Here is a 24,704-nt window from a genome sequence, read left to right as displayed (position 1 = left end):
GATGTAAGGTCAAGCTACCCTGCCACGAAAGCTCATGACCGTGGTTTGGCGGTAAAGCCGCCCCGGCTCTAACCGCGCCGAGGGATAATCGGCGTGGTTCGGTGCGTCAGGCCATATCTGCGATTCCAGCGCGACCCCGGCATGACGGTCATAGGGCCTGCCGCCGTGGCCCGGCGCCCCGGGGGACAGATGTTCAGCGGTATAGACCTGCAGGCCCGGTTCAGTCGAGCTAAGGTCCATACTCAGCCCACCTGCCTGCAGGGTTGCGACCTTGCGCGGCAGGACATGGCGCTGGTCCGACAGGCAAAGATTGTGGTCGATACGCGGCCCGCCCAGCCTTTCCCCCAGACGGGTGGGGTTCTGGAAATCCAGATGGGTGCCCTGAACAGGTGCGGGCGCACCAAGGGGAATCAGGTCATCATCCACCGGCAGATAGGTCGCAGCGGGCACGGACAGGCGGTGATCGGCAATCGTATCCGAGCCGTCGAGGTTGAAATAACTGTGCTGGGCAAAGTTGCAAAAGGTCGTGTCGTCCGATGTGGCCAGAATGGTCAGCATCAGGACCGGTCCGGGCAGGATCGACCAGGTCGCCCGAATCAGCATCGCCCCCGGAAAGCCCATGTGGCCGGCAGGCAGGTGATCGGCCATCGCAACCGAGCTTTTGTCCCAGTCGGCAAGTATCCAGTTGCGGGTGCCGCAGCCGTCATGGCCGCCGTGCAGCATGTGGCGACCGTCCTGATTGCGGTCAAGCTGCAGCTTTTGCCCGTCAAGGACGGCCCGGCCATGGGCGATGCGGTTGGCATAGCGCCCGACCACGGCCCCGAAATAGCGCCCTTCGTCAAGATAGGGTTCAAGCCGGGGAAAGCCCAGCACCAGAGAATGCCCGATCCCGTCGAGCCGCAGTTCCTGAAGCGAAGCCCCAAGCGTGATGATCGAAGCCCTTAGCCCGTGCCCCGAGATTGTGACCTGCATGACCCTTTGCCCATCGGGCAGAGTGCCGAATTCGCTGGCCATCACGCGTGGACCCGTGGTTCGGCCCGCCCCCGTGCGTTGGGGGCCAACAGCCAGGTGCGACCGTCATCGGGGCCGTGCCGGCCTTCGGCGGCGCTGGTGACGATCAGCCGTGTCAGGTCGGGTCCGGCAAAGACCGGGCAGCTTGGCTGGACGGCGGGCAGGGCCAGCTGTTTCAGCAACCGTCCGTCGGGCGCGTGGCAGGCGACCGTGCCGCTGCCCCAGCGCGCATTCCAGAACCGGCCCTGATCGTCGGTCACGGCCCCGTCCGGGAATTGATCGGTGCCGCTCAGGTCCAGAAAGACCCGTGCCTCGGCCAAGGGCCAGCCCTGCTCATCAAGGTCTTGCGACCAGACGACCTGGGCGGCGGTGTCGGCGAAATAGGCCAGTCGGCCATCAGGAGAAAAGCAGATCGCATTCGGAATCGACATGTTTCCCCGCAAAAGGCGCAACTCTCCGTCAAGATAGCGATAAATTGCGCCCTGGCCAGCCTGAGCGTTCCGCGCCATCGTGCTGATCCAAAATCCGCCGAAGGGATCGGCGCGCCCGTCGTTCGAACGGTTGCCGGGCCGGTCGGCCTCAAGCGCGATCAGCCGCTTTTGCTGGCCATTGCGCAGGTCAAACCGGATCAGCGCGCTTTCGCTTGCGATCAGCAACTGGTCGCGGCCGATCCACCCTGCGGCCGAGACCATTTCGTCAAAGCGCCATTCCAGTTCGGCCCCGTCCTGACGCGACAGCAGTCGCCGGCCAAGGATGTCGAACCAGAAAGGCTGGCCGCGTTCGGGGTGCCAGAATGCGCCTTCGCCCAATTCACAGATGCGAGGGTCAAAGACCTGCGCACTCATGTCAGGGCCTGTAGTGCCGCCACTACCTCTCGTGCCCTTGCTGCGACTGTTTCGGGGGTGTCGCCGGGGCGATAAAGGGCGCTGCCGATGCCAAAGCCCTGCGCCCCCGCCGCGCGCCACTCGGCGAAATTATCAGGGCCGACGCCGCCCACGGCATAGACTGCGACCTCGCTGGGCAGCACCTGCCGCAGCGCCTTCAGCGTTCCGGTTCCGGCCTGATCGGCGGGGAACAGTTTCAGCCCGGTCGCCCCGGCAGCGATGGCGGCAAAGCATTCGGTGGCGGTATAAACGCCGGGCCAGGCTTGCATCCTGCGCGAGCGCGCCTCGCGGATAACCGCCGGGTCGGTATTGGGCGAAACGATCATCCGCCCGCCGGCATCGGCGACTTGGGCCACTTGTGCGACTGTCAGAACGGTGCCCGCCCCGATTGTTGCCTGCCCTGCCAGCGCCGCCGCCATCAATCGGATGCTGTCGAGCGGCTGGGGTGAGTTCAGGGGCACCTCGATACAGTCGATCCCCGCTTCAACCAGAGCGCGACCAATGGGTAGGGCCTCCGCGGGGGTCAACCCGCGCAGGATGGCAATTATAGGCTGGTTCATGTGTTCTCCGGCAACGCTAAGCTGGCGGCGACAAGACCGGCAAGGACAAGGGCCGCGCCATCCTTTTGGCACGCCTTTGCGCCCGCTGCCAGCAGCAGATCTTCGTAAAGTTGTGCCAACCCTGCTGTGCCAATTATCACGGTTGAGTTACCTTGCCAGAGGTCGCGCGCTGCGGCGAGTTCGGCGCCGATCAGCAGGCCTGACAGCCGCCCCGCCGCCTGTTCCGGCGTAAGCCCCTGCAACAGCGCGGCGGCGCGCAGCGTGAAAAGCTGCGCGTTCGCGGCATGGGGGTCAGCCAGCGCCAACGCGCCGGCCCTGGCAAAGGCCGTGGCGTCGGGCTTTGCCGTCCCGATCGTCAGCCGCAGTACCGATTGGCCGGCGAGCAGAGAGAACAGCTCTCCGGTCAGGAAGGTGCGGAAACCAACGACACGCCCGCGCGCCAGCCGGACCCATTTGCAATGGGTGCCGGGCAGACAAAGCGTGCCGTCAAAATCCGGGTTTTCAGCCAGAAAGCCTGCGATCTGGGTTTCTTCGCCGCGCATGACATCGGGCGGATCGTTCTGTGACAGGCCGGGCAGGATGCGGACATCCAGCCGTGGATCAATAGCGGGGGCGTGAATGGCTTGCAAAGGGTCAAGCGGGGGGCAGGGGATGGCGCGGTAGGCGGCTTCGGTCCAACCGCCCCGCGCGCCGACCATGCCGCAGGCGATGACCCGTATCCGACCCGAGGCGGGCAGCCAGTCGCTGACAAGATCAAGCAAGGCCGGCTCGAACCCTGCGGGGCTAAGTGCACCCATCCCCCTGTCCGAGGCCCGTGCCTCGACCGCTTGGGTCCCGCGCATGGCCCAGGTCCGCAGCCGGGTGGTGCCCCAGTCGACAGCGATCCAGTCGACAGCGATCCAGTCCGGGGTCACGTCTTGCTCTTGTTCGAGACGTCGAAGATCACGGCGGCCATCAGCACCAGCCCCTTGATGACCTGCTGATAGTCGATGCCGATACCCAGGATCGACATGCCGTTGTTCATCACGCCCATGATAAAGGCTCCGACCACTGCGCCGATCACCGTGCCGACGCCGCCTGCCATCGAGGCGCCGCCGATAAAGACCGCCGCGATCACGTCAAGTTCGAACCCGACCCCGGCCTTTGGCGTGGCCGAGTTCAGCCGGGCCGAGACTACGATCCCTGCCAGCGCCGCCAGCATCCCCATGTTCATAAAGGTCAGGAATACCACACGTTCCGAGTTGATGCCCGAAAGCTTGGCCGCCTTGGCGTTGCCGCCGATCGCATAGATGCGCCGCCCCAGCGTCGTGCGCTCAGAGATAAAGGCGTAAAGCGCGACCAGCACCGCCATGACGATAAAGACGTTGGGCAGACCGCGGAAATTCGCCAGCACCCAGCTGATCCACACCAGTGCCAGAAAGATCAGCGTGTTCTTGGCGGCAAAGAAGGCAAAGGGTTCATCCGCGATACCGACGGCCTCTTCGCGGCGGCGGGCCCGGATCTGTAGCCACAGGATCAATGCCGCCGCCCCCCAGCCAAGCAGCAACGACAGGGTGTGCTGTTTGTCGGGGCCAAAGATATCCGGGATGAAGCCCGAGGCGATCATCTGAAAGCCACGCGGAAAGGGGCCGATATTCTGGCCCTGCAGGATCCACATGGTCAGCCCGCGGAAAATCAGCATACCCGCCAGCGTGACGATAAAGCTGGGGATTTTCCAATAGGCGATCCAATAGCCCTGAATGCCGCCGATAACTGCGCCTGCGGCAAGGCTAAGGACAACCACGACCGGAATGGGCAGTCCCAGCCGTACCACCATCAGCGCCGCCAGTGCCCCCACAAAGGCCGCGACCGAACCGACCGACAGGTCGATATGGCCCGCGACGATGATCAGCAACATGCCTACCGCCATGATGACGATGTGGCTGTTTTGCAGGAACAGGTTGGTCAGGTTGACCGGCCGGAACAGGATGCCGCCGGTGACCACCTGGAAAAAGGCCATAATGATGATCAGCGCGAACAGGATGCCATATTCGCGGATGTTGCGGCGGATGAAGCCGAACGTATCGCCGGAGCGTTCAGTGGTCGTGTCAGACATGTGCGGCCTCTGCCTCGATTTGCTCGGGGGTAACGTTTTCGTCGGTCAGGTCCTGGCCCGACCTGATGATGACCTGCATGATACGTTCCTGCGTGGCCTCTGCGGTCGGCATCTCTCCGACCAGACGGCCCTCGTTCATGATCAGGATACGGTCGGTGATGCCCAAAAGCTCGGGCATTTCTGACGAGATGACGATGATCGACTTTCCAGCGGCGGCGAGGTCGCGGATGATCGTATAGATCTCGTATTTCGCGCCTACGTCGATGCCGCGCGTCGGCTCGTCAAGGATCAGGATCTCGGGCCCGGCGAAAAGCCATTTCGCCAGCACTACCTTTTGCTGGTTCCCGCCCGAGAGGTTGACGGTCCTTTGCTCGACCGAGGGCGAGCGGATGTTGATGCGCTGGCGAAAGTCGCGCGCGACCGCACCTTCGCGCTGACGGTCCACCACCCCCTGGCGCGAGATACCGGGCAAATTCGCCAGCGGAATATTGCGGCGGATCGTGTCCTCAAGCACGAGGCCCAGCGATTTTCGGTCCTCGGTCACATAGGCAAGGCCGGCCCTGATCGCCGCGGGCACCGTGGACAGATCGACGGGCTTACCGTGCAGCGCGACCGATCCGGATCTGAACTCGCCCATCGAGCGGCCAAAAATGCTCATCGCCAGTTCGGTCCGGCCAGCGCCCATCAGTCCGGCGATGCCCAGCACCTCGCCGCGCCGCAGTTCAAAGCTGGCCTCTTTGACCAGCAAACGGCCATCGCGCGCGGGATCTGCAACGGTCCAGTCGCGCACCTGCATCACCACCTTGCCGATCTGAGGCTGGCGCGGCGGATAGCGGTCATTCATCGAGCGACCGACCATATCGCGAATGATGGCGGATTCATCGACCATACCGTCGTGATGTGCGACCGTCGCGCCGTCGCGCAGCACGGTGATACTGTCGCAGACCTGACTGATCTCGTTCAGCTTGTGCGAAATCAGGATCGCGGTCATCCCCTGTTCGCGGAACCGCTCAAGCAGCCGCAACAGCGCGTCCGAGTCATGTTCGTTCAGCGATGAGGTCGGCTCATCAAGGATCAGAAGATCGACTTTTTTCGACAGGGCCTTGGCAATCTCGATCAGTTGCTGCTTGCCCATGCCCAGCGTGCCGACCTTGGTCTCGGGGCTTTCTCGCAGCCCGACCTGGGCCAAAAGCTCGGCCGTGCGGCGGTTGGTCTCGCGCCGGTCGATGACGCCATGTCTTGCGATCTCGTTGCCAAGAAAGATGTTTTCGGCGATCGACATCTGCGGCACCAGCGCCAGTTCCTGATGGATGATGACGATGCCTTGCTCTTCGCTGTCCCTGATCGAGCGAAAGGCCATCGGCTTGCCGTTATAAAGGATATCGCCCTGATAACTGCCATGCGCATAGACGCCCGACAGCACCTTCATCAGCGTCGATTTTCCGGCACCGTTCTCGCCCACCAAAGCACGGATCTCTCCGCGCCGGATGGTCATGTTCACATTGTCGAGGGCTTTTACACCAGGGAATTCCTTGGTGATTCCCCGCATTTCCAGAATAGCGTCCATGGCCACCCCTTGCGGTCACGCCGAAGGCGCCGCCGCGAGAGGGTCCGCGACAGCGCCGGTTGGTGTCACTTCAGCTGGTCTTCGGTGTAATAGCCTGAACCGATCAGCGCCTCTTCGAGGTTCTTTCCGGTCACGGCCACCGGCTCCAGCAGGTAAGAAGGCACGGTCTTGACGCCGTTGTCATAGCTTTCGGTGTCGTTCACCTTGGGCTCTTCGCCCTTCATCATGGCATCGACCATGCTGACGGTGACTTTGGCCAGTTCGCGCGTGTCTTTGAAGATGGTCGAATACTGCTCGCCCGACTTGATCGACTTGACCGACTGGATTTCTGCATCCTGACCCGAGACGATGGGCATTTTCAGGTCGCCCGAGCCATAGCCGACCCCTTTGAGCGAGCTGAGGATACCGATGGACAGCCCGTCATAGGGAGACAGGACACCATGCACCTGTTTGTCGGTATAGTTTGCGGACAGGATGTTATCCATGCGCGCCTGAGCGGTGGCGGGGTCCCAGCGCAGGGTGCCAACCTTGTCCATGCCCATCTGTCCCGAAGGGATCACGATCGAACCGTCATCAATCAGCGGCTGGATGACCGACATCGCGCCGTCATAAAAGAAATAGGCGTTGTTGTCGTCCGGGCTGCCGCCAAACAGCTCGACGTTCCACGGCTTCACCTCCGGGAAACGTTCCTTGAGGCCGTCTACCAGAGTGGTCGCCTGCTCGACCCCGACCTTGAAGTTGTCGAATGTCGCGTAATAGTCGATGTCGGGCGTGTCGCGGATCAGCCGGTCATAGGCGATGACCTTGATATCGGCGGCTTTGGCATTGGCCAGTGCGTTCGACAGCGTGGTGCCGTCGATCGCCGCGATCACCAGAACGTTCACGCCCTTGGTGATCATATTCTCGATCTGCGCAAGCTGGTTCGGGATATCGTCGTCAGCATATTGCAGGTCGGTCTGGTAGCCCGCATCCTGGAACTGCTTGACCATATTGTTGCCGTCGTCGATCCAGCGCGCCGAGGTCTTGGTCGGCATCGAGATCCCGACCATGCCTTCGGCCACAGCAATGCCGGGCAGCGAAAGTGCTGCCGCCGAGGCCAGCGCCAGGGCGTATTTCCTGAGGTTCACCATCATTCCTCCCACTCCATTTGCCCGGGTGGCGGCTGCCTCCACAGCCGGGGTCCAGCCCGTGCCTTCCCCTTTCTGCGCGGGTGCAGGGCGGTCCTTTCGGGACGCATCCGCGACGCGGCGGTGGCCAGGCCACCTGCCTCCCCGCGAAGCTAGACATGGACGACATGTCCGTCAATTATTCAGAAATTGAGTTTACATACCGGTACTGATATGTTTGTTTGCGCTAACATAGCAAAGCGTACAATGTGACGGCGCGTCAATCGCGGTCAGACCTCTGCCTGAAGGTCGGACCATTCGGGATGGCGCCTGAACTGGGCACGGACATAGGAACAGGCCGGGATGATGCGCAGGCCACGCTCACGGGCATCAGCGATCAGCCGCTGAACCATCGCTGAAGCCGCGCCGGTGCCGCGCATCGAGTCGGGGGCGTAGGTATGGTCGGCCACGATGATCCCCGGGCCGGCACTGCGCCAGGTCAGCTCGGCCTCGCCCTCGACCCCGGGCAAGGTGACGACGTAACGGCCTGAATTTCCTTGATCTTCATGCGCGACATGGATGGTTGGTTGCGCCATGTTGATTTCCCTGTCCTTGATAAAAAATTACGGGGAAACCTGATCCTGCCATATCGGCTGATTTCCCGTCATTGACTAAATCTACGCTAATTCTAGGCTTGCAAACCTGCGCTTGACCATAGCCGGAATAAAAACTGGCGGAATATCTGTTATGCGCAACCATTGCAGTAAGCTAAAGAATCGCTGATAATATCGTTGCGCGTTATTTGCAGACGGCGCAATTAATGGCGGGCAAGCCCGCATAATTCCGCGACAGCTTTGACAAGCTTGCAGGAATTCCGCCTCGCGAGGCTTGAACCGTGGGGGTAAACGCCTATATCCACCCCCGTGTCCTTCGGAAACCCGATCACGCTTGCAGCGTTGTCAAGGGGGCCTGCGAACTTCCGCTTGTCGCAAGACCGTTGCTTTTGGCGGCTATTCTTTACATCCGCCGGGGTTTGCACAGTGTGCATGGCGGACATGCGGTGGGGGGCATACCGAATCATGGCCTGGATCGGCTAAGCCGACCAGCGCCGCCTGGAGGCAAGACCATTAAGCAGCCTTGGCATTGTTCAAGGTGCGGTGGCACCGCAAGAAAAACAGGATAACGATGATGCGCGATTTCGTGGATGGCTCGGCTTTCAACTTTGAACAAGGACAGCGGGCCCGCAAGCTTTTTGCTGCGGTTGTGCTGGCCGCGCTGGACGATGCGATCGCCGATGATAAAAAATACGGCAACGGGCCTGAACAAATTGCACGTTGGGCACGGTCGCGCGACGGTCGCGAGGTTTTGTCCTGCGCCGGAATTGATCCGAACGAACGCGTGGTGAAAGGTCTGATGGAATTCGTGGCCAAGGGTGTGCGCACCTCTGTCGCGCTGTCGCGCGAGGAAAGTGAGCGCCGCCATGCCGCAGAAGAGGCCGACGCCGCATAAGCGCGCCTTTCATTCCTACTGCGATGGGCCGTCCTGCGGGCGGCCTTTTTCGTTGGGTGATCGGGCCCGGTCAGGGGATCAGCGCCAGGGCGATCCCGCCAGGCACCGACAGGATCACCACGACCCATGGCGGCGATTTCCACGCTGTCAGCAGCACGAAACAGATCAGGGCCAGTGCGAAATCCCGCAGATCCCCGATGGCGCTGGAAAAGACGGGCGTGTAAAGGGCCGCGCCCAGGATACCGACCACGGCGGCATTCGCGCCCTGCATCAGCGATTGCGCCTGCGCTATTGATCGAAAGCGGTTCCAAAAGGGCAGGGCGGCGATCAGGATCAGAAATCCCGGCAGAAACAGAGCCAGCAACGCGAGAACGGCTCCGGTCAGGCCATTCGGCGCAGGTCCCAGAACAGCGCCGAGATAGGCGGCAAAGGTAAAAAGCGGCCCCGGCACCGCTTGCGCCGCGCCATATCCGGCCAGGAACTGATCTGGTGTAACCCAACCAGTAGCAACCGTTTCGGCCTGCAAAAGCGGCAGGACGACATGCCCACCCCCGAACACCAGGGCCCCGGCGCGGTAAAAGCTGTCGATGACGGCCAGCGCCTGCCCTTGGGTCGCAAGCAGTGGCAAAAGGGTGAGCAGACCCAGAAAGGCAATCCCCGCCCCGGTCGCCAGTTTGCGGGAAATAGGCAGGATGGCGGGGCCATGGACCTTGGTCACTGTCCCCCGGCCCAGTGCCAGGCCAAGGATTGCGCCAATCAGAATTGCCCCGATCATCCCCAAGGCCCCTGGGACAAAGGCCAGCACTGCCACTGCGACGGCTGCAATCGCCGCGCGTTCTTTATCCGGGCACAGGTTGCGGGCCATGCCCCAGACAGCCTGTGCAACGATTGCCACTGCGACAATCTTTAACCCGTGCAGTGCGCCGTCTCCGACCGGGCCAGAAATGCTTGCCGCCGTCATGGCAAAGACCAGCAACACCAGCGCCGAGGGCAGTGTGAACGCGGCAAATGCTGCCAGCGCACCTGCCCAGCCCGCGCGCATCAGTCCCAGCGCAAAGCCGACCTGGCTTGAGGCCGGGCCGGGCAGGAACTGGCAAAGCGCCACCAGATCGGCATAGGCGCTGTCGTTCAGCCATTTGCGCCGCGTCACCAGCTCGTCGCGGAAATAGCCCAGATGGGCGATCGGGCCGCCAAAACTGGTCAGGCCCAGTTTCAGAAAGGCCGCAAAGACCTCGGCCGGCGTTCCCTGCCGGGGCGGTATGTTTGTCGGCTGATCTGTCATCCGGCCTCTCCGCTTTGATTGGCAGGGGCTATATCGCTGGCGCGTTTCCCGGATATGACATTCCGCGCAGAGGGCGCGGCAATCTTTACTGGAACAGATAAAGAGCGAGCGGCGCAATGATCGCGGTCAGCACCGCGTTCAGCCCCATGCCGATTCCGGCAAAGGCGCCGGCGGTCTCATTCACCTGAAAGGCGCGGGCAGTGCCGATGCCATGCGCGGCGACCCCCAGTGAAAAGCCGCGTGCCCGCCAGTCGGTGATCTTGAGCGCGTTCAGCAGCGGTGTTGCTATAATCGCGCCAAAAATACCGGTCACCAGCACCAGAACGGCGGTGATGGTCGGCTCTCCGCCCAGACCTTCGGCGATGCCGATGGCAACAGGTGCTGTGGTGGATTTGGGGGCAAGGCTTGCCAGCATCACCTCGGACAGGCCAAAGGCCTTGGCAATCGCCAGCGCCGAGACCACTGCAGTTATCGACCCCGCCAACAGTGCCGCAATCAATGGCAGCAGTGCCTTTTTGACCCGGTGGAGGTTGTCATAAAGCGGCATCCCCAGCGCCACCGTCGCCGGGCCCAGCATGAAATGCACGAACTGAGCGCCTTCGAAGTAGGTTTGGTAGCTGGTGCCGGTCACCCCCAGCACGCAGGCCAGGATAATCACCGCACACAGGACAGGGTTCGCCCAGCTTTGCCGGCCCATGGCGCGAAAGAAGGTATCGCCCGCCCAATAGGCCAGCAGGGTCGCCGTCAGCCACAAAAGCGGGCCTTCGGTCAGATAGCTCCAGATCAGGGCTGCGTTTGTCATTCCCTGGGTCCGCCCATCCACTTAACCACGGCACAGAATACAAGCGCCCCGGCAGCAATTGCTAATGCGGTCGATACCGCCAGCGCCACCGCCACGGCTAACCCATCGCTGCGGAACTGTCCCAGATGCGCGATCACACCGACACCAGCAGGGACAAAGAACAGCGACAGATGCCCAAGGATCCCATTCACAACCGGGCGCAGCAGTTCAGCCAACGCCGGGCGCAGACTGCACGACAGCACCAGCAGCAGCAGCCCCAGAACCGGCCCCGGCAACAACAGGTCCAGACTGCGGGTCGCGATCTCGCCCACAAGTTGAAAGATCAGAATGATGGAAAGCGCTGGAATCATGGCGCCAGATTAACACCAGTTTTCCCGGCGTGAACCAGAATCTTGTGGATAGATCGGTTAAACCCCGCGATATATGGGGTTTGTGTTGACTTGTTGGCCGGTATGGCCAAAAATCCCCAGCATCTGGATGACCCTCAGGGACCCCCCTTTTGCGCTTTGACCGCCTGCGCCTCAATGGTTTCAAAAGCTTCGTGGATCCGACCGATCTGGTCATCCGCGAGGGCCTGACCGGTGTGGTCGGGCCGAACGGCTGTGGCAAGTCGAACCTGCTTGAGGCATTGCGCTGGGTCATGGGCGAAAACCGTCCCACCGCCATGCGCGGCGAGGGGATGGAGGATGTGATTTTTGCCGGCACGGCCCGCCGCTCGGCCCGCGCCCATGCCGAGGTCACGCTGACCATCGACAATAAGGACCGCCTTGCCCCCGCCGGGTTGAACGACAGCGATGCGCTGGACATCACCCGCCGCATTACGCGCGATGCGGGCTCGGCCTATCGCATCAATGGCAAAGAGGTGCGGGCGCGCGATGTGCAGATGCTGTTTGCGGATGCCTCGACCGGGGCGCATTCGCCGGCTCTGGTGCGTCAGGGGCAGATTTCCGAACTGATCAACGCCAAGCCCAAGGCCCGCCGGCGGGTGCTGGAAGAGGCGGCAGGGATCTCGGGCCTTTATCAGCGTCGGCATGAGGCTGAGCTGAAGCTGAACGCGGCCGAGGCGAACCTGACCCGTGTCGACGACACGCTGGACCAGCTTTCCAGCCAGGCGGCGAGTCTTGCCCGTCAGGCCCGTGCCGCCGCCCGCTACCGCGAAATCGGCGCTGCTTTGCGCCGGGCCGAGGGGATGTTGCTTTACCGGCGCTGGGCCGAGGCAGACCGTGCCAGGGCTGCGACCGCCGAGGCGCTGCAGGCTGCGATCCGCGCCGCTGCCGAGGCCGAGGGTGCCGCCCGCCGCGCCATTGCCGCCCGGCAAGAGGCCGAAGAGAAACTGCCCCCCCTGAGGGAAGAGGAACAGGTCGCCGCCGCGATCCTGTCCCGCACCGTCGTTGAGCGCGAGGCTTTGGATGAGGCCGAGACCCGCGCGGCGCAAGCGATCCAGACGCTGCTGGCGCGCATCGCCCAGCTTGACCGCGATATCGAGCGCGAGGCGGCGCTGAACCGCGACGCTGGCGAGGTGATCGAGCGGCTGGTCTGGGAAAAACGTGAGCTGGAAAAGGCCGGACAGGGCCATGATGAACGGTTGCAGGCCGCGGCCGATGTTGCCGATGAGGCCGCCGAGACGCTGCGCGAGGTCGAGGCCAAGCTGGCAGAGCTGACCGACGAATCCGCCCGTATCGCCGCCCGTCACCAATCGGCCGAGCGGCTGGTTCACGATCTGCGCCAGATGCAGGAACGCGCGACCCGCGCTGCGACTGAGGCTGAAACCGCCGCCGTCCGCGCCGCTGAAACCGGTGCCGAGGCCGAGGCCGCCCGCGAGGCTGCCGAAGAGGCCCAGGAAGAAGCCCGCGCCCGCGTCGAAGCCGCCGAAGAGGGGCTGGCCGAAGCTGAGGAAACCCGCGCTGCGCTGGAGGCTGAGGAGTCTGCCGCCCGCTCGGCCCGCGCCGAGGCCGAGGGCGAGGTTTCGGCGCTGAAGGCCGAGGTGGCGGCGCTGAAACGGCTGGTCGAACGCGGGCAGAGCAGCGATTCTATTCTGAATCTGGTCCGCGTCGGGCGTGGCTATGAAACTGCATTCGGCGCGGCACTGGGCGACGATCTGGGCGTCGGACTGGCCGAGGATGGCTCGGGCTGGCACCTGCTGCCGTGCTATGACGCGCCGCAACCTCTGCCCGATGGGGTCGAGGCCTTGGCGCCCCATGTGGACGGGCCTGCCGCCCTGGCCCGCCGTCTGTCGCAGGTCGGGCTGGTCGCCGATGTGGCAACAGGCGTGGCCCTGCAGGCGCAGCTTGCCCCCGGTCAGCGGCTGGTGACCCGGGAAGGTGACCTTTTCCGCTGGGACGGGATGCGGGTGATGGCGGGCGAGGCCGCATCTGCGGCTGCATTGCATCTGCAAAAGGTTAACCAGCTTGCCGAAATGAGCGCGCAGGCCGAGGTGGCACAGGCCCGCGCTGATGAGACCCTGTCCGCGCATGAGACGCTGCGCGCCCGCTATCTGGCGGCGACCGAGGCCGAGAAATGCGCCCGCGACGCAAGGCGCGAGGCCGAGCGCGGACTGTCCGACGCAGTCCGGGCCGTAACGCGTGCCGAATCCGAGCTTGCCATGGCGCAAAGCCGCGCCGAATCCGCCCGCGCCGAACTGGCGCGCAACCGCGAGGACGCGCTTGACGCCCGCACCCGGCTGACCGAGGCCGAACGGGCGTTGGCCGAACTGCCCGACCGGGGCGCGGCGGCTGCGGCGGTCGAACATGCCCGTACCGCTGTCGAGGCTGCGCGCATCGCCACCCTGACCCGGCGCGGCGCGCTTGAGGAACTGCGGCGCGAGGCCAATGCCCGCATCAGGCGTCTGCAGGAAATCGCCAAGGAGGAATCGGGCTGGCGTCTGCGGCTGGATCAGGCAGGTACCCGCGCCGCCGAGCTTGCTGCCCGCCGCGAAGAAACCGCCCTTGAACTGGAAGAGGCCGAGGCCCAACCCGAAATCCTTGCCGGGCGTCGCAGTATTCTGATCGACGCCGAAGCTCAGGCCGGGGCGCGGCTTGCCCGGGCCCGCGATGCGCTGTCAGCCGCCGATCAGGCGCTGCGCCACGCTGCCGAGGCCGAGCGCGAGGCGGAACGGGCGGCCTCAGACGCGCGCGAAACCCGTGCGGCCTGCGAGGCCCGCGCCGAAGCCTCGGTCACGGCCGAGGCGAATGCCCGAGCCCGCATTCATGAAGAACTTGAGGCCACGCCCGGGACGCTGCTGGAATCGCTGGGCGAGATCGACGAGATCACCCCCGATGCGCTTGAGGCCGAGATTGCCCGCCTGCGTCAGGGCCGCGATGCGCTTGGGCCGGTCAACCTGCGTGCAGATGAAGATAAGCGCGAGCTTGAGGCCGAGCGTGACCGCCTTGGCGCCGAAAAAGAGGACCTGACCGAGGCGATCCGCAAGCTGCGGCAGGGCATCGGCAGCCTTAACCGCGAGGGGCGCGAACGTCTGCTGGCGGCCTTTGACACGGTGAACGCCAATTTCGCCAATCTCTTTACCCATCTGTTCGGTGGCGGCGAGGCGCGGCTGGTGCTGGTCGAATCCGACGACCCGCTTGAGGCCGGGCTTGAGATCATGTGCCAGCCTCCGGGCAAGAAACTGTCGACGCTAAGCCTGCTTTCGGGGGGCGAACAGACGCTGACCGCGCTTGCGCTGATCTTTGCGGTGTTCCTTGCCAATCCCGCGCCGATCTGCGTTCTGGACGAGGTGGACGCGCCTTTGGACGATGCCAACGTCACCCGTTTTTGCGACCTGATGGACGAGATGACGCGGCGGACCGAGACGCGCTTTCTTGTGATCACGCACCATGCCGTAACCATGTCGCGCATGGACCGGCTGTTTGGTGTGACCATGGTGGAACAGGGCGTCAGCCAATTGGTCAGCGTGGACCTGAAGCGTGCCGAAGCACTGGTAGCCTGAGGCGCAAACCGTTAAGCAATCAGCTGTTCCCGTGACGGAGAAGAGTATGCGTACCTTGGTTTCCCTTGCGTTGGCGATGCTGCTGCAGGCACCTGTCGCACAGGCGCAGGTCCTGGGCGATCCCGATGTGATTCGCTTGTTGATGATGGACTTTGGTCTGCCGGTAGAGATGACCAAAGACGATTCCGGCGATCCGATGATCGAAAGCCGTATCGACGGCACCAGATTTCAGGTCTATTTCTACAGCTGCGAAAAATCCTGCCAGTCGATCCAGTTCTCGGCTGGCTTTGACCTTGACGATCCGATGAACGCGACCAAGGCCAACCGCTGGAACCGGGACAAGCGTTTCGGCAAGGTCTGGCTGGACGAAGAGGGCGATCCCTTTATCGAAATGGACATCGGCCTTGCAGGCGAAGGTGTGGGACGCAAGAATTTCGAGGATACTCTGGACACCTGGCGCATCGTCCTCAGCGACTTCCGCGGGTTTATCGACTGGTAGGAGAAACAAGCATGTCCATCGAAACGAAACTGGCAGATCTGGGAATCACGCTGCCCGACGCGCCGGCTCCGGCGGCGAATTACGTGCCCTTTGTGATCACGGGCAACCTGCTGTTCGTTTCGGGGCAGATCAGCCCGGCCAAAGGCCGTCTGGGCGCAGATCTGGCTGTCGAAGAGGGCGCCGAGGCGGCGCGGGCCTGCGGTCTGGCGCTGCTGGCGCAGGCACGGGCGGCGCTTGGCTCGCTTGATCGGGTGACGCGCGTGGTCAAACTGGCTGGCTTTGTCAATTCGACCCCGGAATTCACCGACCAGCCCGAGGTTATCAACGGTTGCTCAAACCTGATGGTCGAGGTGTTCGGCGATCTGGGCCGCCATGCCCGCGCCGCCGTCTCGGCCCCGGCCCTGCCGCGCGGGGTCGCCGTCGAGATCGAGGCCGTGTTCGAGTTCGCATGATGAGTCTGCACCCGGATTTTCTGAACATGCCCATTGCCCATCGCGGGCTGCATGGGCCGGGTATGCCGGAAAACAGCATGGCGGCCTTTCGCGCCGCTATCGCTGCGGGATATGGCATCGAATGTGACATCCAGCGCACGGCCGATGGCACGGCGCTGGTGTTTCACGACGACGACCTGCCGCGGCTGACCGGGGCTGAGGGCCCCGTTGGCGCCAAGGGCATGGATGATCTGTCGCAACTGCGCCTTCTTGGCACCTCGGAACCCATCCCGACGCTGGCAGATCTGCTTGCCGAAGTTGCAGGCCGGGTGCCGTTGCTTATCGAGATCAAGGACCAGAGCCTGCGTCTTTCCGATCAGGTCGGCGATCTGCAGGACGAAGTGGCGCGGCTTGTCTTGGCCTATGGCGGTCCGGTCGCGGTCATGTCCTTCAATCCTCATACGATCGCGGCCTTTCACGTCGCAGCGCCAGACGTGACGGTCGGTCTGACCACCTGCGACTATAAGGATGAGGAATGGGCCGTCGCGGGCGAGGCTGCCCTTGCGCATCTGGCCGCCATCGGTGATTTCGACCGGGTCGGTGCCAGCTTCATCTCGCATGACCGCAAGGATCTGGACAATCCGGCGGTGACGGCGCTGAAACAGCGCGGCGTGCCGGTACTGTGCTGGACCGTCCGTTCGCCCGAAGAAGAGGCAGCTGCCCGCCGCGTGGCCGATAACATCACCTTCGAGCGTTACTTGCCCGCAAGGCCCTGACAATCGTCGCGCCCGCCCCTATGTTGCTGCCATGAGCGAGCTTGCCGTTTCCGTCCTGCCCGCGATTTCCGGGATCAAGGCCCCTGAATGGGATGGCTGCGGGGCGGGCACCAACCCTTTCACCACCCATCGCTTTCTGTCGGCGCTTGAGCAGTCCGGCTCGGTCGGCGAGGGCACGGGCTGGCATCCGGCCCATCTGGTCGCCCGGCTGGATGGCAGGGTAGCGGGCGTTGCGCCCTGTTACATCAAGACCCATAGCCAGGGCGAATACATCTTTGACCACGGTTGGGCACAAGCCTATGAGCGGGCGGGCGGGCGCTATTACCCCAAACTGCAATGCGCGGTTCCCTTTACCCCCGTCACCGGGCCGCGGCTGATCGCGCCCGATCCGGCGGTGCAGCGTGGTCTTTTGGCCGGGATGGTGCAATTTGCGCAGCAATCGGGGTTGTCGGGGGCGCATGTCACGTTCTGTACCGAAGCCGAGGCCGGGTTGGGTGAGGCGGTCGATTTCCTGCCTCGCGCCAGCGAACAGTTCCACTGGCTGAATCAGGGCTATGACAGTTATGACGATTTTCTGGGCCAGCTTTCGTCTCGCAAGCGCAAGGCGATCCGCAAAGAGCGTGAGCGTGCTCAGGCCTTTGGCGGCACTATCCGCAGCCTGACCGGGGATGAGATCAGGCCCGACCACTGGGGCGCGTTCTGGACCTTTTATCAGGACACCGGCGGGCGCAAATGGGGGCGGCCTTATCTGACCCGGGCGTTTTTCGACATCCTGCATGACACCATGCGCGACGATTGCCTGCTGGTTCTGGCCGAGCGTGACGGCATCCCGATTGCCGGTGCGCTGAATCTGATCGGGCCGGATGCGCTTTACGGCCGTTATTGGGGCTGTATCGAGGATCACCCCTTTTTGCATTTCGAGCTGTGCTATCACCGTGCCATTGACTGGGCGATCAAGCATCGCCTGTCACGGGTCGAGGCCGGCGCACAGGGCGAGCACAAGCTGGCGCGCGGCTATTTGCCCAGCCAGACCCATTCGCTGCATTGGGTCGCGGACCCCGGCTTTTACGGTGCCATCGCCGATTATCTGCAGCGTGAGCGCGAGGCGGTGGACGAGGAAATGGCGGTCCTGACGGAACTTGGCCCGTTCCGGCGCGGCCAGACCGGTCCGCTCAGGTCCGCTTGATCAGCCGGAAGGCCGCCGATGCCGCCCAGCCTGCTGCCATTGCGATGGCAAGCGACATGATGCCATAGACAAACGGCTGTTCCAGGGCGAGGCGGTAAAGCCAGCGCTCCAGCCCGACCTTGCGTACGTCGATGGGCGCGCGGAACGTGTCGATTACCTTGCCGTCGCGCAACAGGAAAATGCGGGTGCTGTAGAACCCCTCGATCAGGTTCGCGGGCAGGCCGATATCGGCGCGAAACAGCGTCTGTTCCGCCAGCAGGACCGAGCCGTCATCCTGCCGGTAAAGGTCTGCGGCGCGACGCAGGCGGATCAGGGCCTCGGTATAGGGGACGACGTCCTCGACCTCGGTCGGTCCGGCAAAGGCCCGCATCGCCAGCGGGATCGATATCCGGTAACGCTGGTCCTCTTCGGGCGGCAGGATCAGGTGCAGGGGCCGGGTCGTTGCCACGACATAGAAATTCGGGGCCGAGCCGATGTTCACGCGGCCGGTATTGACCCAGATGCCCAGCCGCCGCTCTTTGTGGCGGACGGTGACGGGGCGGTGTGGGCCCTCGACGGTTACGATCACATCAAGGGGCTGGCCGGGCGGGATGCGGCTTTCGCGTTTGACGGCGCCGTAGATGATGATCTCGGACCCGTCAAAGCTGGTGGTGATATCGATGTCGTCGCGCGACAGGCCCGCAACGATCCGCTCGGGCGTGGTCTCGGGCTCGGCCTCGATTGTGGCCGAGGTCGCGCCCTCTGCCGGGGTGGGTGGCGGGCTTTCCTGCGCCTGCAGGGGCAGGGCCAGCATCGCCAGCGCCAGAAGGGCGTGACAGGACTGCCGGATCATGCCTTGCCCCCTTGTGTGATCGAGTAAAGCTCATCCGGGCGCAGGAACAGATCCAGCGCCAGCTTGCCACAAACGCCCAGAACCAGCAGCGCCAGCAGAATGCGCAGCTGCTCGGCCCTCAGCCGTGCGCCAAGATGGGTGCCGACCTGTGCCCCGATCACGCCTCCGACGATCAGCAGCACTGCCAGCATCACATCGACGGTGTTCGACGACACCGCGTGCATCAGTGTCGTATAGGCTGACAGGAACGTGATCTGGAACAGTGAGGTCCCGATAACGACCTTGGTCGGCATGCCAAGCAGATAGATCATCGCCGGCACCATGATAAAGCCGCCGCCGACGCCCATGATCGCGCCAAGAACGCCGACCGCTGCGCCGACCATCAGCACCGGAATGGCGCTGATATACAGGCCCGAGGCGCGGAATTTCATCTTCAGCGGCCATTTGTGCACCCAGCCATGCTGGTGACGGCGCATGGGCTTGATCGGTCCGCTGCGGCGGGCGCGATGCAGGGCGCGCAGGCTTTCCTGCAGCATCATCGCGCCGATCAGGCCCAGGAAGATGACATAGCACAGCTGAACGACCAGATCGACCTGCCCCAGCCGCGACAGCAGGTTAAAAATCAGCACGCCCACCGAGGACCCGACCAGACCGCCCGCCAGCAGGACCCAGCCCATGCGGAAATCGACCGCCTTGCGTTTGACATGGGCCAGCACGCCGGAAAAGGACGAGGCCACGACCTGGTTTGCGCCGGTCGCCACCGCGATGGCTGGCGGAATGCCGATAAAGAACAGCAGAGGCGTGATCAGAAAGCCGCCGCCGACCCCGAACAGGCCCGACATCAGCCCGACGATGCCGCCCAGCCCGGTCAGCACCAGCGCATTGACCGCCACCTCGGCGATGGGAAGATAGATCTGCATGTCCTGCCCGGCCTTTTGCCTTGTTCCAATGCTGCCCCGAGCGCAGCCGCGCGTCAAACGCTTCCATGGCTGTTCCTGCGGGTTGTCGCAAGGCTGTGGCCCGGATAAGCATGCAAGATGAGGGCAAAAATGCCTCGGGCGCAGGCGGCCTTGCCGGGCAGGCCCGTCACGGCAGGTCGGACAGGAAAGAACATGCGTATTCTGATTACCAATGACGACGGCATCAACGCTCCGGGGCTGGAGGCGCTTGCCGCCATCGCGGCCGAGGTTGCCGGGCCCGGGGGTGAGGTCTGGACCGTCGCCCCGGCCTTTGAACAGTCCGGTGTCGCGCATTGCATCAGCTATGTTCACCCGACCCTGATCGCCGAACTGGGGCCGCGCCGCTTTGCCGCCGAGGGCACCCCCGCCGATTGCGTGCTTGCCGCGATTGCCGATGTGATGCGGGATAACCCGCCCGATCTGGTGCTCTCGGGGGTGAACCGCGGCAATAACTCGGGCGAGAACGTGATGTATTCGGGTACCGTCGGCGGCGCGATGGAGGCCGCTTTACAGGGGCTGCCCGCCATTGCCCTGTCCCAGTATATGGGCCAGCGCACCGCCACGCTTGATGACCCGTTCGAGGCGGCGCGCGTGCATGGACCGCGCCTGATCCGGCAGTTGCTGGAATATGGCGACTGGACCTCGGACGAGGATTTCCGCCTGTTCTATAACATCAACTTCCCGGCCTGTGACGCCGCCTCGGTCAAGGGCACGCGGGTTGCCCCGCAGGGCCGCCGGCGCGGCGTCCGTTTTGAGGTCGAGCCTTATCACGCCCCGAACGGGCGGCGGTTCCTGTGGGTTCTGGGCGGATCACAGACCGCACCCGCGACGCCAGACAGTGACGTTGATGCCAATATGCGCGATTATATCTCGCTGACGCCGATGCGGCCGGATCTGACCTGCCACAAGACCCTGGCCGAACTGCGTGGCGTTCTCGAAGAGGGCTAAGCAACAGATGAGCGACGATCCCGAGACTGCCGAACGCAAGATGCGCTTTTTATTCGCGCTGCGGCAGCGCGGGGTTACCGATCCGCGGGTACTCGAAGCGATGGAGCGCATCGACCGCGGCGAATTCGTGCGCGGCCATTTCGAAGACCGCGCCTATGAGGATACGCCCCTGCCCATCCCTTGCGGCCAGACCATCAGCCAGCCTTCGGTTGTCGGGCTGATGACCCAGGCGCTGGAGGTCGGGCCGCGTGACAAGGTGCTCGAGATCGGAACCGGCTCGGGCTATCAGGCGTCGATCCTGTCGCTATTGTGCCGGCGGGTATATACCATCGACCGCCATCGCCGGCTGGTGGCAGAGGCCGAGGCGCTGTTTCGCGACCTGGGCCTGACCAATATCACCACGCTGGTTGCCGACGGTTCGCGCGGGTTGCCCGAACAGGCGCCCTTTGATCGCATTATGGTGACGGCTGCCGCCGAGGATCCGCCGGGCCCGCTCTTGGCGCAGTTAAAGATCGGCGGTATTATGGTGGTGCCGGTCGGTCAGTCGGACGCAGTTCAGACGCTGATCCGCGTGCGCCGTGGCGAAAACGGTTTTGACTACGACGAATTGCGGCAGGTGCGTTTCGTGCCGCTGGTCGAGGGGTTGGGACAGACATGACCCCCGACCGTCCAGAGTGAGGAACGGGCAGATGATCAAGATCAGGCAGTTGGCATTGGTTGCCGGAACTGCGGTGACTCTGGTGGCTTGCGGGCCGCAGGGTGGCCTGGACTTCAGCAATTTCGATCCCGACCTGCGCGGCTGGGGCGGCGGGGGGCTGGACACCGCCGGCGCGGCCGCGCGCGCGCAGCCCAGACCGACGCCGGATCAGCGCGGGGTGATTTCCTATCCCGGCTATCAGGTCGCCATCGCCCGTCAGGGCGATACGGTGACCACCATCGCCGCACGGCTGGGGCTGAGCGCGGGCGAACTGGCCAGCTACAACGCGATCGACGCGAATACTCCGCTGAACCCCGGGGCGGTGGTTGCCTTGCCGCGGCGGGTTGCAGCAGGTGCGCCTGCCGCACCTGTCACCTCCTCGACCGGGCAAGTCACCGATCCCTTTGCCGGTCAGGGCGTCAAGCAGCCAGCGGTGCCCCCGGCAGAAGGAGGGGTGACTGCGCAGACCCTGCCGGCCTCGAGCCAACCCAAGCAGCACGTTGTTGCTGCGGGCGAGACGGCCTGGTCCATTGCCCGTAAATACAATGTCTCGGTCAATGATCTGGCCCAGTGGAACGGCCTGTCGCAGAATATGGCTTTGCGTACCGGCCAGCGCCTGCTGATCCCGGTCGTCGGTCAAAGCCGCCCTGCCAGCGGTGCCGTGACCGCTCCCGGTACCGGCAGTCCGACCCCGCGCCCGCCTTCGGCAGCCGAGCCGCTGCCAAAGGAGCAGACCAAGCCCGCCACCAGCAAGGTCGACACCCCCGCAAGCCCTGATCTGGGCAAGACGCGGACTGCTGCTTCGGGCAATGGCAAATTCCGTATGCCCGCCAATGGTTCGATCATCCGCACCTATGAGAAGGGCAAGAACGACGGCATCGACATTGCTGCCGCGCCGGGTAGCACCGTGACAGCTGCTGGCAGCGGGACGGTCGCCGCCATCACCCGCGATACGGATCAGGTGCCGATTATCGTTGTTCGGCACGACGGCAATCTGATGACTGTCTATGCCGGTCTTGATGATGTTACCGTCACCAAAGGGCAATCGGTCAGCGCAGGAGCCGCACTTGGCAAGGCGCGCAATCAGGGCGTGGTGCATTTCGAGGTGCGCAACGGTTTCGATAGCGTTGATCCCGAAAAATACCTGAACTAGCGGGCTCTGCCCGTTGTCGCAGTGGCCGCGCCTTAACGGCTGGCCGCTGCGACAGTCGCTGACCGGCAGATCCAATCCATCAGTGAATGGCAGCTTGAGCAAACCAAGTCAGGGCAAGCCTTTTCAGGGTATTGTGGACGGGTTCTGGTACTTGACCGGCCCCAGCACCACCATTCGCGATGGGCGGGGGCCGCTACCCCACCCTATGCGGCATTCAGGCGGTTGCCTTGCTCAGTCTTGTTCGCACATCTGACGCAGCGCCAGCTCGATCTCGTGGCGGATCATTTGCTGCAGATTGCGGCTAAGGCGGTTGCCGATCTCTCCCTGAAGCTCTTGCCGGATCGCCTCGCGAATCAGGCCGCGCAGTTGGGGGCCGTTCTGCGGTCCTTTGTCCCTGGGCGCAAAGAGATGCGGCTCGCTACTATCGCGGGCAGAGGCAATGCTGTCCTCCATCTCGACGACAGGAGTTGCGGGGGTTGCGGGTGTGCTCACATGCAGCATGGCTTCTTCCATTTCCGTGATAGTAGCGGGTCCTTGCAGCGAAAGGTCGGGGGTGCTGCTGCTGATCATTTCGATCGCAGCAGGGGCCGCCGTATCGAACGACGGCGGTTCCGTGTCACTGTCGGAGGTAAGATCATCCGCCCGTTCTGGCTTGGTCACGCGCGCCTCGGGCAGGGCGTCGGAGAGCATTTCAGGCTGATCGGTGTTTTCCATCACAGCATGCACCTCTGGCAGTGCGGCTGGCGGCTCAGCCTGATCCTCGGGATCGGGTGCGACCATGGCGTTTACATCCAGCACCAGCGGTGTCACGCGCGCTGCTGTTGCGGGTGGCTCGGATGACACCAGCTCGATCCGGGCGCTGGTCGGACCTGCGAGGTCGCGGGTGATCCGCGGGCCAGAGGGATGATCCGGGCTGTGGCTGCCGGCAGTGTCCTGATCGATAAGCTTGCGGATCGAGGATAGGACATCGCCGATATGATCCGGCATCGGGGCCGGAGTCGGTTGGCGCATCATTTCATGCTGCATGATGCGCCCCCGTAGCAGGGGCGGGATTAGTCCCTGCCGATGGCGCGCAGGACCCGGTCCAGGCTTTTGCCCTGCCTGCTGGTATAAGGTGCGTCCTGCACCGCGTTGTAATAGGCCGAAGGGTCATAGGTCGGTATCCCCAGTTTCAGGTTTTCCACCGTCAACAGACCCATAGCAGCCAGAAGTTGATAATGTGCTAATTGCAGATTGGCTTCCGCCGAGATTTTATTGGCACGCGCCTCAAGCAGCGACTGCTCGGCGTCCAGCACGTCCAGAGTGGTGCGTGCACCCAGCGTCGCCTCTTCGCGCACGCCTTCGTAGGCTTGCCGTGCTGCGACGATCTGTTCGTCAATGGCGCGAATCTGCGCCTTTGCGACGTCGATTCCCGCCCAGGCCTGACCGACCGCCTCGTTAACCTGACGCGAAACCTGCAGCAGCGACGCCCGTGCCTCGTCCCGTCGCGCCATGGCCTTGCGATGGGCCGCCGGCAGGCGTCCACCGGAATAGATCGTCTGCGACATGCTGACCGACGCGCCAATATCGTTCGTCGTCGTTTCGCGTTGCGTCTGCACCGACATATCGTGCGAACGGCCAATGCCGACCGTACCGCTGAGGGTCGGGTTACGCTCGGCCTCGGCCGCAGCGACGCCCAGTTCGGCCGCGGCGGCCAGACGTTGCGCCTGCTGGATCGCCGGATGGCTGCGCTGTCCAATCTGCCGCGCCGCCTCCAGCGTGGCGGGCAGGGCGGGCGTGGGCGGGGGCGGGGAAAGCTTGCCCGGCGCACGGCCCGTAGCGGTGCGATAGATTTCGCGTGCTATCTCAAGCTCTCCTCGCGCAGAGGCGAGGCTGGCGCGCGCGGCGGCAAGGGCTGCGTCGGCCTGTGCGACGTCGGTCTGGGTGATCTCGCCCACCTCGAACCGGTCCGAGGCGGCCTGCTGTTCCTGACCGATCACCCGCACCGAGTTTTCCTGCAGATCGACCTGTTCAGTCGTGCTGCGTACGTTCAGATAGGCCTGGACGGCCCCCAGGAGGACATCCTGTTCAACCCCGACCAGCGCGGCGCGGGTGGCCAGAACGGTTTCCTTGGCGGCGTCGATGGCGATGGCGTTGCGGCCCCAGTCGTAAAGCGTGATCTGGGCTTGCAGCGCGATGCTGGTCGAACGGCCGATCCGGCTGTTATCGACCTTTTGAAAGCTGTGCTCGGCGATCCATTGCACCACCGGGCGAAGCTGGGCGAGGGCCGTCGCCACATCTTCGTCCGCGGCACGCAGGACGGCGCGATTCTGCTCAAGCAATGCCGAGTGGCGATAGGCCGCGACCATGGCATCGGCCAAAGTCTCGGCCGAGGCGGGCAGGGCGGTCGCCCCTGCAACAATGGCTGCGATCAGTGGTCGCCGCAGGGTTTCGAACGTTCTGCGAAACATGCCTTGGCCTTTCG

24 protein-coding genes are annotated in these 24,704 nt (G+C 63.8%); 9 read left to right on the top strand and 15 right to left on the bottom strand.

All coding sequences use genetic code 11. The features are described 5' to 3' along the window. Window positions 1-9: 9 nt before the first annotated feature. The 8 genes from PARACOCCUSGL_RS0100475 to PARACOCCUSGL_RS0100440 form a co-directional block, all read right to left on the bottom strand. Window positions 10-1,014, bottom strand: coding sequence for an aldose epimerase family protein (locus PARACOCCUSGL_RS0100475; RefSeq protein WP_010391954.1), 1,005 nt, complete (start codon window positions 1,012-1,014; stop codon window positions 10-12). Beyond that, window positions 1,014-1,856 carry an SMP-30/gluconolactonase/LRE family protein gene (locus PARACOCCUSGL_RS0100470; protein WP_010391953.1) on the bottom strand — a complete coding sequence of 281 codons (843 nt, stop codon included), beginning with the start codon at window positions 1,854-1,856 and terminating at the stop codon, window positions 1,014-1,016. Before PARACOCCUSGL_RS0100470 ends, PARACOCCUSGL_RS0100475 begins: the two co-directional genes overlap by 1 nt. Next, window positions 1,853-2,455 (bottom strand): 2-dehydro-3-deoxy-6-phosphogalactonate aldolase, encoded by a 603-nt coding sequence (locus PARACOCCUSGL_RS0100465; RefSeq protein WP_010391952.1) that lies wholly within the window; start codon window positions 2,453-2,455, stop codon window positions 1,853-1,855. Before PARACOCCUSGL_RS0100465 ends, PARACOCCUSGL_RS0100470 begins: the two co-directional genes overlap by 4 nt. Further along, window positions 2,452-3,369 carry a 2-dehydro-3-deoxygalactonokinase gene (locus PARACOCCUSGL_RS0100460; RefSeq protein ID WP_010391951.1) on the bottom strand — a complete coding sequence of 306 codons (918 nt, stop codon included), beginning with the start codon at window positions 3,367-3,369 and terminating at the stop codon, window positions 2,452-2,454. Before PARACOCCUSGL_RS0100460 ends, PARACOCCUSGL_RS0100465 begins: the two co-directional genes overlap by 4 nt. Next, window positions 3,366-4,550, bottom strand: coding sequence for a multiple monosaccharide ABC transporter permease (gene mmsB, locus PARACOCCUSGL_RS0100455; RefSeq protein WP_010391950.1), 1,185 nt, complete (start codon window positions 4,548-4,550; stop codon window positions 3,366-3,368). The genes PARACOCCUSGL_RS0100460 and mmsB overlap by 4 nt, the downstream gene beginning before the upstream one ends. Beyond that, window positions 4,543-6,117, bottom strand: a complete 1,575-nt coding sequence (mmsA, locus tag PARACOCCUSGL_RS0100450; RefSeq protein WP_010391949.1) for a multiple monosaccharide ABC transporter ATP-binding protein — start codon at window positions 6,115-6,117, stop codon at window positions 4,543-4,545. The genes mmsB and mmsA overlap by 8 nt, the downstream gene beginning before the upstream one ends. A gap of 65 nt (window positions 6,118-6,182) precedes the next feature. Further along, on the bottom strand, window positions 6,183-7,247 hold the full coding sequence (gene chvE / locus PARACOCCUSGL_RS0100445) for a multiple monosaccharide ABC transporter substrate-binding protein (RefSeq protein ID WP_029371206.1): 1,065 nt from the start codon (window positions 7,245-7,247) through the stop codon (window positions 6,183-6,185). Window positions 7,248-7,513: 266 nt separating this feature from the next. Beyond that, on the bottom strand, window positions 7,514-7,819 hold the full coding sequence (locus tag PARACOCCUSGL_RS0100440; RefSeq protein WP_010391946.1) for a GNAT family N-acetyltransferase: 306 nt from the start codon (window positions 7,817-7,819) through the stop codon (window positions 7,514-7,516). A gap of 592 nt (window positions 7,820-8,411) precedes the next feature. Here PARACOCCUSGL_RS0100440 and PARACOCCUSGL_RS0100435 point away from each other — a divergent pair. Continuing rightward, window positions 8,412-8,732, top strand: a complete 321-nt coding sequence (locus tag PARACOCCUSGL_RS0100435; RefSeq protein ID WP_010391945.1) for a DUF6280 family protein — start codon at window positions 8,412-8,414, stop codon at window positions 8,730-8,732. Window positions 8,733-8,802: 70 nt separating this feature from the next. On the opposite strand, the gene chrA is transcribed toward PARACOCCUSGL_RS0100435, so the two are convergent. The 3 genes from chrA to PARACOCCUSGL_RS0100420 all read right to left on the bottom strand — a co-directional run bounded on the left by chrA (window position 8,803) and on the right by PARACOCCUSGL_RS0100420 (window position 11,166). Further along, complete coding sequence (gene chrA / locus PARACOCCUSGL_RS0100430; protein WP_010391942.1) at window positions 8,803-10,014, bottom strand: chromate efflux transporter; 1,212 nt, start codon at window positions 10,012-10,014, stop codon at window positions 8,803-8,805. Between the two features lie 85 nt (window positions 10,015-10,099). Next, window positions 10,100-10,816, bottom strand: coding sequence for an LrgB family protein (locus PARACOCCUSGL_RS0100425; protein ID WP_010391940.1), 717 nt, complete (start codon window positions 10,814-10,816; stop codon window positions 10,100-10,102). Continuing rightward, window positions 10,813-11,166, bottom strand: coding sequence for a CidA/LrgA family protein (locus PARACOCCUSGL_RS0100420; RefSeq protein WP_010391938.1), 354 nt, complete (start codon window positions 11,164-11,166; stop codon window positions 10,813-10,815). The genes PARACOCCUSGL_RS0100425 and PARACOCCUSGL_RS0100420 overlap by 4 nt, the downstream gene beginning before the upstream one ends. Before the next feature lie 149 nt (window positions 11,167-11,315). On the opposite strand from PARACOCCUSGL_RS0100420, the gene PARACOCCUSGL_RS0100415 reads away from it, so the two are divergent. From PARACOCCUSGL_RS0100415 to PARACOCCUSGL_RS0100395, 5 genes are read left to right on the top strand one after another with little or no spacing between them, the layout of a single operon-like run. Continuing rightward, window positions 11,316-14,759, top strand: a complete 3,444-nt coding sequence (locus PARACOCCUSGL_RS0100415) for a chromosome segregation SMC family protein (RefSeq protein ID WP_010391936.1) — start codon at window positions 11,316-11,318, stop codon at window positions 14,757-14,759. A gap of 46 nt (window positions 14,760-14,805) precedes the next feature. Further along, window positions 14,806-15,258: a YbjN domain-containing protein gene (locus PARACOCCUSGL_RS0100410; protein ID WP_010391934.1), complete on the top strand. Its 453-nt coding sequence runs from the start codon at window positions 14,806-14,808 to the stop codon at window positions 15,256-15,258. Window positions 15,259-15,269: 11 nt separating this feature from the next. Then, window positions 15,270-15,710: a RidA family protein gene (locus PARACOCCUSGL_RS0100405; RefSeq protein WP_010391932.1), complete on the top strand. Its 441-nt coding sequence runs from the start codon at window positions 15,270-15,272 to the stop codon at window positions 15,708-15,710. Further along, window positions 15,710-16,465 (top strand): glycerophosphodiester phosphodiesterase family protein, encoded by a 756-nt coding sequence (locus PARACOCCUSGL_RS0100400; protein WP_010391930.1) that lies wholly within the window; start codon window positions 15,710-15,712, stop codon window positions 16,463-16,465. The genes PARACOCCUSGL_RS0100405 and PARACOCCUSGL_RS0100400 overlap by 1 nt, the downstream gene beginning before the upstream one ends. Window positions 16,466-16,496: 31 nt before the next feature. Then, a complete protein-coding gene (locus tag PARACOCCUSGL_RS0100395) occupies window positions 16,497-17,651 on the top strand; it encodes a GNAT family N-acetyltransferase (RefSeq protein WP_010391926.1) in 1,155 nt (384 codons plus the stop codon). Here the strand turns inward: PARACOCCUSGL_RS0100395 and PARACOCCUSGL_RS0100390 are convergent. Both PARACOCCUSGL_RS0100390 and PARACOCCUSGL_RS0100385 read right to left on the bottom strand, forming a co-directional pair. Continuing rightward, window positions 17,638-18,483 (bottom strand): TIGR02186 family protein, encoded by an 846-nt coding sequence (locus PARACOCCUSGL_RS0100390; RefSeq protein ID WP_010391924.1) that lies wholly within the window; start codon window positions 18,481-18,483, stop codon window positions 17,638-17,640. The genes PARACOCCUSGL_RS0100395 and PARACOCCUSGL_RS0100390 overlap by 14 nt on opposite strands. Then, window positions 18,480-19,403, bottom strand: coding sequence for a sulfite exporter TauE/SafE family protein (locus PARACOCCUSGL_RS0100385; RefSeq protein WP_010391922.1), 924 nt, complete (start codon window positions 19,401-19,403; stop codon window positions 18,480-18,482). Before PARACOCCUSGL_RS0100385 ends, PARACOCCUSGL_RS0100390 begins: the two co-directional genes overlap by 4 nt. Window positions 19,404-19,595: 192 nt before the next feature. On the opposite strand from PARACOCCUSGL_RS0100385, the gene surE reads away from it, so the two are divergent. Genes surE through PARACOCCUSGL_RS0100370 form a run of 3 tightly spaced genes read left to right on the top strand, consistent with a single transcriptional unit; the run spans window position 19,596 to window position 22,240 of the window. Next, window positions 19,596-20,390 (top strand): 5'/3'-nucleotidase SurE, encoded by a 795-nt coding sequence (gene surE / locus PARACOCCUSGL_RS0100380; protein WP_010391918.1) that lies wholly within the window; start codon window positions 19,596-19,598, stop codon window positions 20,388-20,390. A gap of 7 nt (window positions 20,391-20,397) precedes the next feature. After that, on the top strand, window positions 20,398-21,048 hold the full coding sequence (locus PARACOCCUSGL_RS0100375; RefSeq protein WP_010391916.1) for a protein-L-isoaspartate(D-aspartate) O-methyltransferase: 651 nt from the start codon (window positions 20,398-20,400) through the stop codon (window positions 21,046-21,048). Between the two features lie 31 nt (window positions 21,049-21,079). Beyond that, complete coding sequence (locus PARACOCCUSGL_RS0100370; protein WP_010391914.1) at window positions 21,080-22,240, top strand: LysM peptidoglycan-binding domain-containing protein; 1,161 nt, start codon at window positions 21,080-21,082, stop codon at window positions 22,238-22,240. Between the two features lie 231 nt (window positions 22,241-22,471). Here the strand turns inward: PARACOCCUSGL_RS0100370 and PARACOCCUSGL_RS0100365 are convergent, their stop codons facing one another. Then, entirely contained in the window at window positions 22,472-23,266 is a 795-nt protein-coding gene (locus tag PARACOCCUSGL_RS0100365) for a hypothetical protein (protein ID WP_010391912.1), read from the bottom strand. A gap of 26 nt (window positions 23,267-23,292) precedes the next feature. Next, window positions 23,293-24,690, bottom strand: a complete 1,398-nt coding sequence (locus PARACOCCUSGL_RS0100360; protein WP_010391909.1) for a TolC family outer membrane protein — start codon at window positions 24,688-24,690, stop codon at window positions 23,293-23,295. Between the last annotated feature and the right edge of the window lie 14 nt (window positions 24,691-24,704).

This window comes from Paracoccus sp. TRP (assembly GCF_000185925.1).
Lineage (GTDB): Bacteria > Pseudomonadota > Alphaproteobacteria > Rhodobacterales > Rhodobacteraceae > Paracoccus > Paracoccus kondratievae.
The sequence above is the reverse complement of the archived record's forward strand: the minus strand, read 5'-3'. Positions and strand labels throughout refer to the sequence as shown.

What these genes read in the sequence shown, in the direction of transcription:
- PARACOCCUSGL_RS0100475 (WP_010391954.1), bottom strand. Translation starts at nt 1,014, where the DNA reads ATGGCCAGCGAATTCGGCACTCTGCCCGATGGGCAAAGGGTCATGCAG.
- PARACOCCUSGL_RS0100470 (WP_010391953.1), bottom strand. Translation starts at nt 1,856, where the DNA reads ATGAGTGCGCAGGTCTTTGACCCTCGCATCTGTGAATTGGGCGAAGGC.
- PARACOCCUSGL_RS0100465 (WP_010391952.1), bottom strand. Translation starts at nt 2,455, where the DNA reads ATGAACCAGCCTATAATTGCCATCCTGCGCGGGTTGACCCCCGCGGAG.
- mmsB (WP_010391950.1), bottom strand. Translation starts at nt 4,550, where the DNA reads ATGTCTGACACGACCACTGAACGCTCCGGCGATACGTTCGGCTTCATC.
- mmsA (WP_010391949.1), bottom strand. Translation starts at nt 6,117, where the DNA reads ATGGACGCTATTCTGGAAATGCGGGGAATCACCAAGGAATTCCCTGGT.
- chvE (WP_029371206.1), bottom strand. Translation starts at nt 7,247, where the DNA reads ATGGTGAACCTCAGGAAATACGCCCTGGCGCTGGCCTCGGCGGCAGCA.
- PARACOCCUSGL_RS0100440 (WP_010391946.1), bottom strand. Translation starts at nt 7,819, where the DNA reads ATGGCGCAACCAACCATCCATGTCGCGCATGAAGATCAAGGAAATTCA.
- PARACOCCUSGL_RS0100435 (WP_010391945.1), top strand. Translation starts at nt 8,412, where the DNA reads ATGCGCGATTTCGTGGATGGCTCGGCTTTCAACTTTGAACAAGGACAG.
- chrA (WP_010391942.1), bottom strand. Translation starts at nt 10,014, where the DNA reads ATGACAGATCAGCCGACAAACATACCGCCCCGGCAGGGAACGCCGGCC.
- PARACOCCUSGL_RS0100425 (WP_010391940.1), bottom strand. Translation starts at nt 10,816, where the DNA reads ATGACAAACGCAGCCCTGATCTGGAGCTATCTGACCGAAGGCCCGCTT.
- PARACOCCUSGL_RS0100420 (WP_010391938.1), bottom strand. Translation starts at nt 11,166, where the DNA reads ATGATTCCAGCGCTTTCCATCATTCTGATCTTTCAACTTGTGGGCGAG.
- PARACOCCUSGL_RS0100410 (WP_010391934.1), top strand. Translation starts at nt 14,806, where the DNA reads ATGCGTACCTTGGTTTCCCTTGCGTTGGCGATGCTGCTGCAGGCACCT.
- PARACOCCUSGL_RS0100405 (WP_010391932.1), top strand. Translation starts at nt 15,270, where the DNA reads ATGTCCATCGAAACGAAACTGGCAGATCTGGGAATCACGCTGCCCGAC.
- PARACOCCUSGL_RS0100400 (WP_010391930.1), top strand. Translation starts at nt 15,710, where the DNA reads ATGAGTCTGCACCCGGATTTTCTGAACATGCCCATTGCCCATCGCGGG.
- PARACOCCUSGL_RS0100395 (WP_010391926.1), top strand. Translation starts at nt 16,497, where the DNA reads ATGAGCGAGCTTGCCGTTTCCGTCCTGCCCGCGATTTCCGGGATCAAG.
- PARACOCCUSGL_RS0100390 (WP_010391924.1), bottom strand. Translation starts at nt 18,483, where the DNA reads ATGATCCGGCAGTCCTGTCACGCCCTTCTGGCGCTGGCGATGCTGGCC.
- PARACOCCUSGL_RS0100385 (WP_010391922.1), bottom strand. Translation starts at nt 19,403, where the DNA reads ATGCAGATCTATCTTCCCATCGCCGAGGTGGCGGTCAATGCGCTGGTG.
- surE (WP_010391918.1), top strand. Translation starts at nt 19,596, where the DNA reads ATGCGTATTCTGATTACCAATGACGACGGCATCAACGCTCCGGGGCTG.
- PARACOCCUSGL_RS0100375 (WP_010391916.1), top strand. Translation starts at nt 20,398, where the DNA reads ATGAGCGACGATCCCGAGACTGCCGAACGCAAGATGCGCTTTTTATTC.
- PARACOCCUSGL_RS0100370 (WP_010391914.1), top strand. Translation starts at nt 21,080, where the DNA reads ATGATCAAGATCAGGCAGTTGGCATTGGTTGCCGGAACTGCGGTGACT.
- PARACOCCUSGL_RS0100365 (WP_010391912.1), bottom strand. Translation starts at nt 23,266, where the DNA reads ATGCAGCATGAAATGATGCGCCAACCGACTCCGGCCCCGATGCCGGAT.
- PARACOCCUSGL_RS0100360 (WP_010391909.1), bottom strand. Translation starts at nt 24,690, where the DNA reads ATGTTTCGCAGAACGTTCGAAACCCTGCGGCGACCACTGATCGCAGCC.